General features: G+C 45.8%; 15 protein-coding genes. 7 read left to right on the plus strand and 8 right to left on the minus strand.

Features of this window, described 5'->3' with window-relative positions:
• Positions 1 to 64: 64 nt before the first annotated feature.
• The 4 genes from FC07_RS08710 to FC07_RS08720 all read left to right on the plus strand — a co-directional run bounded on the left by FC07_RS08710 (position 65) and on the right by FC07_RS08720 (position 3,048).
• The gene (locus FC07_RS08710; protein ID WP_057904717.1) at positions 65 to 685 is read left to right on the plus strand and encodes a hypothetical protein; all 621 of its coding nucleotides are present in this window, start codon (positions 65 to 67) and stop codon (positions 683 to 685) included.
• A 90-nt stretch (positions 686 to 775) separates the two neighbouring features.
• Positions 776 to 952 (plus strand): hypothetical protein, encoded by a 177-nt coding sequence (locus FC07_RS15885; protein WP_155797791.1) that lies wholly within the window; start codon positions 776 to 778, stop codon positions 950 to 952.
• Between the two features lie 60 nt (positions 953 to 1,012).
• The gene (locus FC07_RS08715; RefSeq protein WP_057904718.1) at positions 1,013 to 1,774 is read left to right on the plus strand and encodes a hypothetical protein; all 762 of its coding nucleotides are present in this window, start codon (positions 1,013 to 1,015) and stop codon (positions 1,772 to 1,774) included.
• A gap of 104 nt (positions 1,775 to 1,878) precedes the next feature.
• Positions 1,879 to 3,048 (plus strand): iron-containing alcohol dehydrogenase, encoded by a 1,170-nt coding sequence (locus FC07_RS08720; protein ID WP_057904719.1) that lies wholly within the window; start codon positions 1,879 to 1,881, stop codon positions 3,046 to 3,048.
• Positions 3,049 to 3,104: 56 nt separating this feature from the next.
• Here the strand turns inward: FC07_RS08720 and FC07_RS08725 are convergent, their stop codons facing one another.
• The 5 genes from FC07_RS08725 to FC07_RS08745 form a co-directional block, all read right to left on the minus strand.
• Positions 3,105 to 4,655: an MFS transporter gene (locus tag FC07_RS08725; RefSeq protein ID WP_057904720.1), complete on the minus strand. Its 1,551-nt coding sequence runs from the start codon at positions 4,653 to 4,655 to the stop codon at positions 3,105 to 3,107.
• 65 nt (positions 4,656 to 4,720) lie between these two features.
• Positions 4,721 to 5,053: an ArsR/SmtB family transcription factor gene (locus FC07_RS08730; protein ID WP_057904754.1), complete on the minus strand. Its 333-nt coding sequence runs from the start codon at positions 5,051 to 5,053 to the stop codon at positions 4,721 to 4,723.
• A 175-nt stretch (positions 5,054 to 5,228) separates the two neighbouring features.
• Positions 5,229 to 6,506, minus strand: coding sequence for a dicarboxylate/amino acid:cation symporter (locus tag FC07_RS08735; RefSeq protein WP_057904721.1), 1,278 nt, complete (start codon positions 6,504 to 6,506; stop codon positions 5,229 to 5,231).
• A gap of 335 nt (positions 6,507 to 6,841) precedes the next feature.
• Positions 6,842 to 7,402, minus strand: a complete 561-nt coding sequence (locus tag FC07_RS08740; protein ID WP_057904722.1) for a CD3073 family putative ECF transporter S component — start codon at positions 7,400 to 7,402, stop codon at positions 6,842 to 6,844.
• 19 nt (positions 7,403 to 7,421) lie between these two features.
• Positions 7,422 to 7,898 (minus strand): hypothetical protein, encoded by a 477-nt coding sequence (locus FC07_RS08745; RefSeq protein WP_057904723.1) that lies wholly within the window; start codon positions 7,896 to 7,898, stop codon positions 7,422 to 7,424.
• Between the two features lie 230 nt (positions 7,899 to 8,128).
• Here FC07_RS08745 and FC07_RS08750 point away from each other — a divergent pair, with 230 nt between their 5' ends.
• A complete protein-coding gene (locus FC07_RS08750; RefSeq protein ID WP_057904724.1) occupies positions 8,129 to 8,923 on the plus strand; it encodes a DUF4931 domain-containing protein in 795 nt (264 codons plus the stop codon).
• Positions 8,920 to 9,654: a sulfite exporter TauE/SafE family protein gene (locus tag FC07_RS08755; RefSeq protein ID WP_057904725.1), complete on the plus strand. Its 735-nt coding sequence runs from the start codon at positions 8,920 to 8,922 to the stop codon at positions 9,652 to 9,654. The genes FC07_RS08750 and FC07_RS08755 overlap by 4 nt, the downstream gene beginning before the upstream one ends.
• A 121-nt stretch (positions 9,655 to 9,775) precedes the next feature.
• Here FC07_RS08755 and FC07_RS08760 read toward each other — a convergent pair whose 3' ends face one another.
• A complete protein-coding gene (locus tag FC07_RS08760; RefSeq protein WP_057904726.1) occupies positions 9,776 to 10,348 on the minus strand; it encodes a TetR/AcrR family transcriptional regulator C-terminal domain-containing protein in 573 nt (190 codons plus the stop codon).
• A 211-nt stretch (positions 10,349 to 10,559) separates the two neighbouring features.
• Here FC07_RS08760 and FC07_RS08765 point away from each other — a divergent pair, with 211 nt between their 5' ends.
• Positions 10,560 to 11,054, plus strand: a complete 495-nt coding sequence (locus tag FC07_RS08765) for a flavoprotein (protein WP_057904727.1) — start codon at positions 10,560 to 10,562, stop codon at positions 11,052 to 11,054.
• A gap of 285 nt (positions 11,055 to 11,339) precedes the next feature.
• Here the strand turns inward: FC07_RS08765 and FC07_RS08770 are convergent, their stop codons facing one another.
• Together FC07_RS08770 and FC07_RS08775 are read right to left on the minus strand one after the other, a co-directional pair.
• A complete protein-coding gene (locus FC07_RS08770) occupies positions 11,340 to 11,867 on the minus strand; it encodes a hypothetical protein (protein WP_057904728.1) in 528 nt (175 codons plus the stop codon).
• A gap of 226 nt (positions 11,868 to 12,093) precedes the next feature.
• Positions 12,094 to 12,705, minus strand: a complete 612-nt coding sequence (locus tag FC07_RS08775; protein WP_057904729.1) for a hypothetical protein — start codon at positions 12,703 to 12,705, stop codon at positions 12,094 to 12,096.
• Between the last annotated feature and the right edge of the window lie 293 nt (positions 12,706 to 12,998).

The raw sequence follows: 12,998 nt of genomic DNA on the forward strand, positions 1-12,998 counted from the left end.
ATACTCTTTTGAAGACAACCAATTGAATCGGTTGTTGAATTGATCCAGCAAAGGAGCTAACAACGTGCAAGTCAACTATGAACAGTCCAGTACCCAAATCATTAAAAAGCTACGCCAGCCTTATTTATGGCCTAATTTAGTGATTTTTCTGGCGTTAACCCTTATAGTCGGCCTATTAAGCCTTTTTATTGCGGATCTATTGCCGCACACGCTGGCCTTTTCCATTCGGATCATGGCTGTCGCAGTTGTTGACTTTTTATTGTTAGCCTTAACCTTTGTCCAATACATGCAATACCTCAGCTACTTAAAAGAACATCCCAAACGGGTGCGGATGATCAACTATATTCATAATTTAGCGCAACAGGGGCTTCCTGAAAAGCCTTTGAAACAATTAATCAAATTAGTGGCTATCACTGAAGACCTGCGCAAGCCGCAATGGGAACCCCTTCAAACTGTTTTACGCCGGGCCGACAATGATCCGGAACAACGTGAGATCCTGTTGGAAAATCTGGAACAGTCTGAAAAAAAACTGAACGAATTTTGGGAACGCCGCCGCTTTGTAAGCCCGGTCACCTTTAAAGAATTTTTACAACAATTACAAGTGAATCACCATGAATTAGTGCCTGCTAAACGTGAATTTCGGTTAGAACACAGCGCATTGCCAACCCGTCGTCACCCACGCTAACCAAGCGTTTTAACACCTTTCCAGCCCCTATCAAGGTATACTAACCTTAAAGATCGTCTGTCGGTAAGGTTTTTTGAGGGGGCTGATGCCATGCAGCTGATCGTCGTGGCATTATTTCTGACAACACTCGGGGTACTCGACTTATTGCGTTTAACACACTGTCAACATTTTGCGCGCTGGCACCGGCGCTTGATTGGCGTAGTGGCTGTGCTTTTAATTTTATGTGGCTTAGCGATTCATTTTCATCACTGTTGTTTGATCAACTAAATAAAACGCAGGCGTTGACATTTTTTGCCAACGCTTTTTTAAGCATAAAGAAGGTATTCAATGCAAACAGCATTTCAAACTGCCAATCACATTTGGCTGGCCTGGTTAGGCTACGGTCTGGGCTTGCCCTTACTGGGCGGTCTGCTCTTAGCCGGCCTCAGTCATCAATGTAAAAAATTGATTGTCACCTTATTCGGCTGGCAGGCGCAAATTTACGGTGGCGGCCTTGGCGTCATGCTCCACGAGCTCAGTCACTTGCTAGTGGCCCTCCTTTTTGGCCATCAGATTGTTGATTTTCAACTCCTGGTTCCGCCTTGGAAGCTTAACCCCCAAGCTGAAGGACAGGCGCTAGGTTACGTGGTCCACCAAGGTAAAAATAATTGGTGGTCTAAAGCTGGTAACGTCTTTATTGGGCTAGCCCCTTTATTCGGTGGCACGCTGGTGCTGTGGCTGATCACGCATTTTGGGTGGCCTGAATTGGCCCAATTTGAGCAACACTTGCTCACAGGTGCGACTGCACCCAGTACCCTGTTACCAACCCATTGGGGGCGCTGGGGAATTTGGCTACTGCTGACGTTGCAAATTGCCATTGGTGGCTTCGACTTAAGCCCTGCTGACTACCAAAACGCCAGTGCTGGCGTGGTCACCTTGCTGATCGGGTTGTACGGCTTCAGCTGGCTTGGCGCCTTACTGGGTTTTGGAGGCACCTTACAACAAGTCGCGCAACAGTGGGGTATTTTAGCCTTAGGCTGGCTGGGTAGTGCCCTGTTAGTACTACTTGTCGTCACTGGGCTCCTTACCTTGCTCAACGGCCACCGTTAACGTCAAGTAGAAGCACCGGGACAATCGCAAGTGGATTGTCCCTTTTTTGCGCGCAGCTAAGTGATTAAGATAGGACTTGTCATTAAGGAAAGGAAGTCCTGGTCATGAAAACAAATTTTGATTTCTTAATGCCTAGCGTGAACTTTTTCGGCGCTGGTGTCATTCAAAAAATCGGTGAACGTGCTAAAATGCTGAAATGTCAACATCCATTGATCATTACCGATCAATTTCTCGAGAAAATGCCCCAAGGTCCTGTGGCACAGACGATTGCGTCCCTAACAGCTGCTGGTATTCCTTATACCGTTTACGATGGGGTCGAACCGAACCCTAAGATCCACAATATTCAAGCAGCTAGTAAATTATACCGCGCTGCAAGCTGTGACAGTTTGATCACCATCGGCGGCGGTTCAGCACATGATACCGGGAAAGGCACCGGGATCTTACTCACCAATGGCTCTGATATTAGTCAATTTGCGGGGATCGAAAAATTAACCAACCCGCTACCAACCCTATTGGCCGTAAACACCACTGCTGGAACTGGTTCAGAACTGACACGGCATTGTGTGATCACCAATGAAGCCACACACTTAAAATTTGTCATCGTGTCCTGGCGCAACATGCCCACGGTTTCCTTTAACGATCCTTTGCTCATGTTGGATGTGCCACCACGGATGACCGCTGCTACGGGGATGGACGCCTTTGTTCAAGCCATTGAGCCTTACATTTCCACGAACCGTAATCCGATCACCGATGGGCAATGTTTACAAGCCATTAAATTAATTGAACATTCATTGCGCACTGCTGTTGCTGATGGGCATAACGTGCAAGCACGAACTGAAATGGCAGAAGCTGAAATGCTCGCTGGTATGGCGTTTAACAATGCCGACCTCGGTTACGTTCACGCCATGGCGCACCAATTAGGCGGCCAATATGATGCCCCACATGGTGTCTGCTGTGCCTTACTGCTACCAACGGTTGAGGAATTCAACCTGATTGCTTGCCCAGAACGCTTTGTCGATCTTGCCAAAGCCATGGGTGAAAATGTAGCCGGCTTATCCACGCGTGATGCCGCCGAACTGGCCATTAAAGCCATGCGGCAACTGGCCGATGATGTGGGCATTCCGCACAGTATCCAGGCGATTGGCGCAAAACCTGAAGACTTTGAAATGATGGCCACAAACGCCTTAAAAGATGGGAATGCCTTCTCCAATCCACGGAAAGCCACCCGTCAGCAGATCGTTCAATTGTTCCAAAATGCTTATGATGCCAAATAATGACAGCAAAAAACGTTGCCCCTTTTTCGAAAGCGGCAACGTTTTTTGCTGTTTTATTAACGTGTGTTCTGATCACGAATCAATACTGCACTGGCCAAAGCGCCTAGCGTCAACAGAATGGCAATGAGCCACAAACTATTTTGCATCCCGGCCTGGAAAGCAGTTGCAACAGCTCGCTTTACCCCAGCAAAGAAGGGTTGCTGGGCAAAGGCTTGGGCTTGCCGACTGGTAAACAACCCTTGACCAACAAAAGCCCCAGCTTGCAACAATAAATGCTTGATTGGCGCTAACATTGTGGCTGGTAAGCCTGCCACCTGGGCGAGTTGGTGCGGTAGCGCGTCCCGATACCCAGCACTCACACGAATCCCTAGGATCACGACTCCAAAGGAAATCCCAAATTGTCGGCAAACATTCAAAATACCCGATGCCATCCCTGAATCGGCTGCTGGAACACTTCCCATCACGGCATTCGAAATCGGTGGACTAACTAAAGCGTTGCTCAACCCTAATAAAATAAAACCAGGTACCAACATCGCCCACTTAAACGGTACTTTAATTTGATACGCCATGGTGAGCACCCCTGCTGCGCCTAGCAATAAGGCAATGGTAATTAACCACCGATTGCCAAATTTACCTGCTAAAATCCCAGCTAAAGGCCCCACAACCAACGCAAAAGCACTGATCAACAACATGCGTAACCCCGTATCAAACTCAGAATAGCCCATATAGTTTTGCATTAAAATAATCAGGTAAGTAAAACCACCGTACAAACCAGCCCCTAATGTAAAGGCCGCTAAGTTAGCCCCAACAAAACTGCGCGATTTAAATAAGGCTAATTTTACCATCGGTTGTGACCGCCGTCGTTCCACGACGATAAAAAGCACCAACGCAACCAACGCCAAAGCAAACCAACCACTGACCCGCCAAGCCAACCACGAATCGGCACTATGATTTTCTTTTTGGATCAATCCTAAAATAATCCCAAAAATCAACACTGCACTTAACAGTAAGCCCGGTAGATCCAAGTGTTGGGTTCGATCACGAGCAGTGCGCTGAATGACCAGACTACCTGCCAATAGCGCAATCACCCCAATGGGTAAGTTAACCAAGAAAATACTTCGCCAACCAAAAGCCGCCACTAAGGACCCACCAATCAGCGGTCCAGCTGCAACGGCCAAGCCAACTGCGCTACTCCAAATTCCCAGTGCTACGCCGCGTTGACGCGCTGGAAAAGCAGCATTCACAATGGTCAGCGATAGTGACATCATCGCTGCCCCACCAATACCTTGAAACCCCCGGAAAATATTCAACCACAAGCCACTGGCGGCCAGCCCACTAGCCAGTGAACCTGCCGCAAAAATAACCAGTCCCCCTAAAAAGACTGGCTTACGACCAATCATGTCCCCTAATTTCGATACCGGTAATAACATCACCGCATAAACCAGTGTGTAAGCATTTAATACCCATTGTAACGTGGAAAACGTGACATGAAATGCAGTTTGAATATCAGGTAACGCCACATTGACAATGGTAATGTCCAACATTGCCATAAACACAGCCACACTCACTGTAGCCAGCACCCACCACTTTTTAGTCTGAGTCCCCATTTTGACACTTCCTTTGTGTTCTTTAGTACACACATATGCACATATAAGTCATTCAAAAAGCCTGCTTAATGAGGCAGGCTCAGTAAAGCCTTCATATTAACCGCTGCATCCGCAAATTTATCAGCCACCACTTGGGCATTGGCCTGATAGTAAATTTCACGCCCTGCTTTACGCCGCTGTACCACCTGATAACGATAGAGTAGGTCTAAATGCCGAGAAATCACCGACCGATTTTGTGGAAATTCCGCCGCAATCTCACTAATCGTCATTTCACCATTACTGGCTAAAAATAAAATCAAGTTACTGCGCACCGGGTCACAGATCACGCGAAAAAACGGTAGATCAATTTTTTCTTCGATTAATTGTTGACAAGTCTCTGGATCATATTTATGTTGCATCTGCATCACCACGTTCATTATATGTGCATGTTTGTGCACGTGTCAACCATTTTATAACCCAATCATTGCGTGCTACATTTGGCCATCACGATTCTCAAGCCGCCGGTATTTGGCTCTTAACGCATCATTCAAACCTAAAAAAAGACCTGCTGGTTTCCCAACAAGTCTTTCAAACCTATGCGGCTGCTTTTTTCTCACTTTGTGAAACTAACGTTGCAGCCACCATGGAACTGGTAACGTTCGTGGTTGTCCGAGCCATATCAGCAAACGCATCAATCCCGGCAAAAATACTGATCATACTAACTGGTAACCCTAAAATTACGAATAATGCGGTCGCTAACATAATGCCACCACCAGGCACACCTGCAGTCCCTAAGGAGACGATTGGGCATAGCACAATGATCACTACGGCCTGGGCAATGGAAATATTGCCCCCCATTGCATGGATCGTATAAACAGCTAACAATGGTGGCCAAACGCCGGCACAACCAGACATCCCCATGGTCGTGCCTAAAGACCCAACAAAGTTCGCAACACTTTCAGGAACCCCAACCTTCGTGGTTAAACATTCCACATAAAGTGGCAAGGTCCCAGAACTACTCCGAGTAGAAAATGCCATTAATTGCGCTGGAATAATCCCTTTAAAGAATTTTCGCAATGACATTTTACCAACAAACTTCAGCAAAATACTGTCGGTTACGTAAATGTGGAACGCACAGCCGACAAAAGCAAACACGATCAACAATGCCAATGGTAATAACGCTTTGGGATCACTGTTACTAACCGTGTCTGCCATTAAACAAATCACAGAGTATGGCAAGAACTTAATGATCACCCGAATCAATTGATACACAATGGCGTGGCTATCATCAATGAAGTGCTTAAAGGTCACCATGCGGGTTGCATCCTTGGAAGACAACGCCACAACCGCGATCCCAACAATAATGGCAAAGAAGACGACTGGAATCAATTGCCCTTCTGACATGGCATTAAATAGATTATCCGAGAATAAATCCGTAATGACTTGTGTGAATGGTGGGATCTTAGCAATTTTGACACTCTCCACAATATGTAAGTGACTCCCTTGCCCTAAACCAGAAGCAAGCGCTAATGCCATCCCAACAATAGCGGCTAATAACGTTTGGAATAATAGCCAAAAAACTGATTTTGCCCCAATTTTCTTTAATTGCTGCAACGATTTCATATCATAAATACTCTTGATCAATGACACTAATAATAGCGGAATAACCATCATCGAAATGACTTTGGTATAAATTGTCCCTAAAACGGCAACATAAGTGGTATGGCCCTTAAAAATCAAACCGATCACGATCCCAATGATTAAAGCCACTACCGCTGCAAACGTAAAGTTTGACTTGTGTTGCAATAAATAAATTCCGTAACAGGCCAGTAGCGCAACCGCTAACGTGGCCAAATTCCACATAATATCCATTTGAATCCCCCATTTAGTGATGTAACTGATCGACAACACGTTCTATTAAAAAACAAATTGACCGGTCTGTCCTAAATTATGAGAAGGTTAATAAAAAAAACATTTTGGCTCTCATTCAATGTTTTCAACAAGTTAATTTTCAAAATTGATTTCAGACAGTTTTCACAATTTAAAATGAAAACGAAATTATGAAAACTTTATAATACTAGGCTCGTTCAATAAAAGTTAGCAATTTTAATAAAAAAATCTCGTCAAAAGCGCCAAAATAACGTCAAAAAAAATAAGACCATGACTTACGCCATTATCTTATTTTTCACAATCTGAACAATTCAGCGCTAGTGCTGCTTAATCAAAAAGCGCTTAAACCGCGGTTGATTGACTAACGCCGCCACAATCAAGCAGGATAAGATCTTATCCACGAAATTCCCCACAACAGTCCCCATAAACGTTGAGGAGATCATAGATTTACCGGAAGCCTTTAACGTGAAGATCAATAAGTCAGTGCCTGAACCGGTAAACCCACCGTACAGCCAAAGTCGAATTGGCGTACCGATAGCTGGCGCCACAACAGACAAAATCAGCCCTGCAATAATTGCCTTCCGGTAGGAAAAGCCATTGTGCCGCGCTAGTAAACCGACAACAATTGCCACCGCAATACTGACGATTGCAAAGGGTAATTCCATTAGGCCACCGCCAAACGGCATTAGTAAAAAGTTAGACACAAAGCCAGTTAAGGCACCCCATAAAATACCGCCTTCCACCGCCATGTAAATCGTCCCAATGGTATCTAAAAATAATAATGGGATATGTAATGCAGCCACCGTTTCCCCTAAAACGACGTTTAAAACGGCTGCTAGTGCACAATAAACTACCAAACGCACCTGGTTATGTTGCAAAAAAAATCACTCCTCATATTTAATCGCTTGATTTCAAAAATTGTTGCAATTGCTGTTCAAAAGCAGCGGCATTTTCAGGATAGGTCACTGGAACGGCTAATTTCGGCAGTTCCAGGCCATTGTCCTGGCAAAGCTGTTCAAAAATAGACATGAACACCCCTGGTCGCTTCAATAAATCACAATTAGGACTGTCCTCAATGCCTAGCACCCCTAGTAACTGGACCCCATCCGCTTGTAATTGAACCAATTCCTGAATCGTTGGTTGCAATAATTGCCGACAATAGGCGTGATAGCCTGGCAATGCTTGGTATTCGGCATACGTCATACCAGGTCGATTCGCCCCTAAGTGCAAAAACTCAGGACATGGCAATTGCACCAAACTAATTTGCGGCGGGATCTGCTTCACAAACGGAAACGCCCCAATTGCACGTTCTAAACCGTGCACCACCACACTTTGATTCAGAACACAATGACTGACAACGAGTGCACAGCGCATGTAAGTCACCTCCTTCCCTCAAAAATTATACTTGTTGTTTCGTTACTTCACAACGCTTACATGATGCTTTTCTTTCGTTATGTATTTAAGTAAATTGTTTGCAAGAATAATGCAATTATTTTCATGAAAACGTGCTTTATCCTTTTTTACCCCAGCGCTAAACTATTGTTGCTGCTTGAACAAAGCTGTAAAATAAGAGTTAACATCAAGTCAAAAAAGGGGGCTTCACTTTGCGTGACACATTACCGGATCCGCTGGTTTTCCAAACCAATGCGGCAAAGCATAAACCTGAAAATATTCGGCAGCCATTAAATGCCTGTCCATTTTGTGCACCCGCGCAGCTCACCAATGTGTTGCTGCAACAGACTGATATGATCTGGCTGGTGAATAAATTTCGAACGCTGCAAAATACCTTGCAAACGTTGATCATTGAATCAACGGATCATCAAGGGGACATTTCCAATTACACCGTGGCCTACAACCGTCAACTATTTGCTTTTGCATTTCAATGTTGGCAGCAACTGCAAGCTGATCCCCGTTACCAAAGCGTTGTGATGTATAAAAATTATGGGCCTTTATCTGGTGGCAGTTTGCGGCATCCCCATTTACAAATCGTCGGCTTTGAACAAATTGACGGCTACGCCGATATTTCACTGGCCCATTTTCAAGGCTTACCGGTTAGCGAAACAGATGCGCTAACGGTGACGATTTCCACCAAACCCGTCATGGGCTTTGTGGAGATCAACGTCCATTTAAAACAAGCAACGGCTTTAACCGCCTTAGCAGATACAGTCCAAGCAATTATCACCTATGTCTTGCAACGCCATTATCATGGTCAGTGTGACTCCTACAATCTCTTTTTTTACCAGCTTAACGGAGACGTTTACTGTAAAGTCCTCCCTCGTTTTGTGGTATCACCTTACTTCGTCGGTTATCACTTGGCCCAGGTCAACGATCATGAACAATTGATGGCGGTTCAACATGGTTTACGCACCATCTTCGCTGAACGCGGGCTCTGCCAATGAGCCAACTGGTATTTGTGCTGCTTATTGCCCTATTCGGTGCGCTGGTCCGGACAGTTGTCGGTTTCGGGGAAGCGCTGGTCTCCATGCCGTTATTAGCGTTGATTGGATTTGACCTGCCAACCGCAACTGCCTTGATTGGCGCGCTAGGACTGATTGTCGCACTACCGGCAACCATTCGCTATCACCAACAGATTAACTTTCAGGTGGTACGCCGCTTGGTCACAGGTTCCTTGTTAGGCGTCCCATTAGGGATTTTACTGGTTAAAACCGTGCCGACGGGCTGGGTGCTTCATGGCTTAGGCTTATTTTTAATGGCCAATGGTGGCTACGGATTATGGCAAGCGTTTCATCAGCACCGCCGCCAACCACACTTTCAGCACAATGGTTGGGACTATGTGGCCGGCTTGATAGCTGGTGCATTAGGCAGTGCTTACAACAGTCACGGGGTCCCAGTTGCCTTGTACGGCAGTTTTAAACAGTGGCCCGTGTCTCAACTACGTGGCATTTTACAGGCACACTTCCTATGCGTTGGGCTATTAGTGGTTGGCAGTCAAATAGCGGCTGGCTTTTGGAACATGACAGTGGTCAAACTGTTGTTGGTCTTACTGCCTTTATTAGTGCTAACAATTGGGGCTGGTAATTGGTTATTTGCTCGCTTGCCACGCGAAAAACTAACCCACTATTTAAACGGTTTATTCATTATTTTCGGAAGCTTATTATTAGCCCGGTAACACAAAAAAACGCCACTCGCAATGAGCAGCGTTTTTTTGTTTGGCTGTAGCAACTTTTTGTGTTAGACACACAATGAGCTAAATTATACCACATTTTCAGTAAATTAGGCGATTTCATTTATCAGATAGCGTTTTCAAGTGTTTTTGACTGCATCAAGCCTTGGATCGTATCCCCAATAAAGGTCATTAAATAGTCGCCTTCTTGTTGCAGTGAACGTGGTTGGCAATCAAACAACCAACGGCGGAGTTCCGCAAATAACCCTGGTGCCAACATCATTTGAATAAATTGAATGTAATCGGCTGTCACTGGTAATTGATTTTGGGCGCATAGATCCAGCAGCACCTCATGGATCAAGGTTGCAATTTCTGACTGTATGATTGGTGCTAAAGCATTTTGACCCGTCACGACCAGTACGCGCCGATAAAAGAAACGATTTCGTTCAAAATAAGTTAAAAGTTGCATCACCAGTTGCTGCCAATGGGCATCATCAGCCGGTACCGTTACAGCTTGGGTCAGATCTGTTTGATAAATGCCGGTTACCAAGGCATATTTATCTGGAAAATAACGGTAAAAACTTTGCCGCCGTAAATGCGCCGTGCGCATGATCAACGTGACGGATAGTTCTTGAAAAGAATAGGGAATCAATAATTTTTTTGTCGTTTGCGTAATTTGCGTTTGAATGCGATCTTTCATACTGAAAACCTCGTTGCTTTTGGAATAAATTTATCATAGCACACGTGATTTTCTGAACTTGCTTAAAACACCTACTAATTTCAGCAACCGCTTACTTACATCTTTTGTCAGTTTGTTTTCATTTAAAGTCACTTAATCTGACTTTTTTTCATACCGACAGAATTTTTTTGATACACTTAATTGGTAACTACTGATCAAGAAAGGTGATCCTATGTTAAAAAACCATCATATTGCCCTTTACGTTAGCGCCGCTTTAAACATTCATCAAGTGCCTCAATTGATTCAGGGCTTGATTGCGGCCGGTGCCGAAGTCCGGGTGGCCATGACACCAGGCGCGCAGGCATTTATCACCCCCTTAACTTTACAAACTTTAAGCCAACATCCGGTTTACACCAACCGCTTTGGCCAAAACAACGTGCAACATGTAAGTCACATTGACCTAGGCGACTGGGCTGAATTAGCCGTTGTGGCACCGGCCACGGCCGACATCATCGGTAAAATGGCCAACGGTATCGCTGACGACATTGCCACCACCGCGTTAGTGGCAACAGCAGCCCCTAAAATCGTCGTGCCGGCCATGCACCCGGTCATGCTGGCCAACGTAGCCGTACAACGTAATTTAAAGCAATTAGCAGCAGATGGCATCACCTTATTGAAGCCTGATGTCGGTTTCCAAGCAGACAGTTACCAACGCTTTTTTGACTAAATCATCCCGGTTAAGGCCCTGGCTTTAACCGGTTTTTAATTGCACCAGCTAAGTACTCTGTGGTTATTTTGCTTCACAAAATCCGATTTCCACTGGTTGTCCATTGCTACGGCACAATCTCCCTCGTAGAAAACATGGCACCTCCTAAAATCTCTGATGACTATTTTGCTTACGCAAAAATCTTATTTCCGGAGGATGGCCATTCCGTCGGACGAAAACCGTCACGTCGGAAACATGGCAAAAAACAGACGCTACCCCAATGGTGAACGTCCGCTTCCTCATCTGTTAATTGTTGCCTAGCCAGTCTTCATAATTTTCAATCACAGGCCGGCCATCTTCTTCATAGTACAAAATGTCGTGATTGCCATCGTAAGGGTCAAACGCTGCATCTGCTTCGGCCTTAGCTGCCGCGGCCGCATTTTCATCTGCAATTTGCTTCTGGCGTGCTGCTTCCTGTTGCGCCGCAGCTGCAGCCTGTTCGGCTGCTTTTTTCTGAGATTTGGCGGCTGCTTGTTTTTGAGCCGCTGCAGCCTGCTGTGCCTTGGCAACTGATTCCGACTCAGCTTGCGCTTTAGCTGCTTTTTCGGCCTCTAATTGGCGTTGTTTTGATTCTGATGCTGCCTGCGCTTCTGACTCGGCCTTAACCTTTGATGCCGACTTTGCCTTGGCTTCAGATGCTTTTTTCGCTGAATCCTGCTGTTCTGTACGCGGTGTCGTGGTCTCAGCAGCCTCATCTGGCGTGATCATCACAATTCCAATCAGCAGTGCAACAAGGGCTAAACTGATCCCGAGCGCCCATTTTTTAGCGTTCATGATCGGCACCTCCTAAGTGATCTATGGTTAGATTTTGTTATCACAAAATTTTATTTCGGAGGATCACCATTCCGTCGGGCGAACACCGCCACGTCGGAATCATGGGCCTCCTCAGTGATCTAAGGTTAGATTTTGTTGTCACAAAATTTCATTTCGGAGGATCACCATTCCGTCGGGCGTACCCCACCACGTCGGAAACATGGGCTCCTTTCCGTCACTGCCTAACCTATTCATAGTCATCGTAGTCAACGGTATCCCCTGGATCAGAATAGTACTCAATGTCATCTTCAACATAGTAGTCATAATCATCGTCGTCATCATAGTCGAGTTCCGCGGCTGCCTCAGAACGTGCCGCTTCCTCAGCAAGCTTGGCCTCAGCGTGTTCTGCTAAATCCTTTTGGCGTTGCGCTTCCGCCTTGGCATTAGCAGCAGCTTGTTCCGCGGCCTTCTTTTTCGATTCGGCAGCTGCTAATTCCGCTTGGCGCTGCTTGTCAGCAGCAGCCTGCTTTTGCGCTTCAGCATCGGCTTTTGCCTTCGCCAAAGATTCTGATTCAGCTTTTGCTTTCGCTGCTTTTTCCTTGGCTAATCGGGCCTTTGCTTCGGCTTCCTTTTTGGCCTTCGCGTCGGCCTTTGCTTTCGCCGCAGCTGCTTTCTTCGCTTTTGCTTGACTGTCGCGCTTCTCAATTCGCGCTTGCTCTGCTGCCGTTTGACGGTCCTGATGTGACGATACCAACACGAAACCAACGATCAAACACAACAATGCGGCGCCAATACCGGCTAACCAATACCACTTGCGCGTTTTTTTTCGTTTTGGGCCATTACCTCTTTTCTCAGTCATTTTTTCCGCCTCCCTAGCGAATGACAACTGCGTCAACCAACCGATCTGTTGGCGCTGATTTTTCCCTCCCTTCTATCTAAAAAAGCGCTTTCCGTTGACATAAATGTACCATGCACCGGTATTGCGTTTCGAGAAATATACACCTCAAAAAATGTGGGTGGGCCATAATGCGGTTAGCCTTCGAGTATTAGCCAAAAATAGAGTAGAACTCTGAATTTCGAGTTCTACTCTATTTTGCAGCTAAACGGAGAAGGCTGCATTATGGCGCACGTTAGAGGCCGATTTTATTCCTT

The organism is Loigolactobacillus bifermentans DSM 20003, assembly GCF_001434575.1.
GTDB lineage: Bacteria > Bacillota > Bacilli > Lactobacillales > Lactobacillaceae > Loigolactobacillus > Loigolactobacillus bifermentans.

What these genes read in the sequence shown, in the direction of transcription:
- FC07_RS15885 (WP_155797791.1), top strand. Translation starts at nt 776, where the DNA reads ATGCAGCTGATCGTCGTGGCATTATTTCTGACAACACTCGGGGTACTC.
- FC07_RS08715 (WP_057904718.1), top strand. Translation starts at nt 1,013, where the DNA reads ATGCAAACAGCATTTCAAACTGCCAATCACATTTGGCTGGCCTGGTTA.
- FC07_RS08720 (WP_057904719.1), top strand. Translation starts at nt 1,879, where the DNA reads ATGAAAACAAATTTTGATTTCTTAATGCCTAGCGTGAACTTTTTCGGC.
- FC07_RS08725 (WP_057904720.1), bottom strand. Translation starts at nt 4,655, where the DNA reads ATGGGGACTCAGACTAAAAAGTGGTGGGTGCTGGCTACAGTGAGTGTG.
- FC07_RS08730 (WP_057904754.1), bottom strand. Translation starts at nt 5,053, where the DNA reads ATGCAACATAAATATGATCCAGAGACTTGTCAACAATTAATCGAAGAA.
- FC07_RS08735 (WP_057904721.1), bottom strand. Translation starts at nt 6,506, where the DNA reads ATGGATATTATGTGGAATTTGGCCACGTTAGCGGTTGCGCTACTGGCC.
- FC07_RS08745 (WP_057904723.1), bottom strand. Translation starts at nt 7,898, where the DNA reads ATGCGCTGTGCACTCGTTGTCAGTCATTGTGTTCTGAATCAAAGTGTG.
- FC07_RS08755 (WP_057904725.1), top strand. Translation starts at nt 8,920, where the DNA reads ATGAGCCAACTGGTATTTGTGCTGCTTATTGCCCTATTCGGTGCGCTG.
- FC07_RS08760 (WP_057904726.1), bottom strand. Translation starts at nt 10,348, where the DNA reads ATGAAAGATCGCATTCAAACGCAAATTACGCAAACGACAAAAAAATTA.
- FC07_RS08765 (WP_057904727.1), top strand. Translation starts at nt 10,560, where the DNA reads ATGTTAAAAAACCATCATATTGCCCTTTACGTTAGCGCCGCTTTAAAC.
- FC07_RS08770 (WP_057904728.1), bottom strand. Translation starts at nt 11,867, where the DNA reads ATGAACGCTAAAAAATGGGCGCTCGGGATCAGTTTAGCCCTTGTTGCA.
- FC07_RS08775 (WP_057904729.1), bottom strand. Translation starts at nt 12,705, where the DNA reads ATGACTGAGAAAAGAGGTAATGGCCCAAAACGAAAAAAAACGCGCAAG.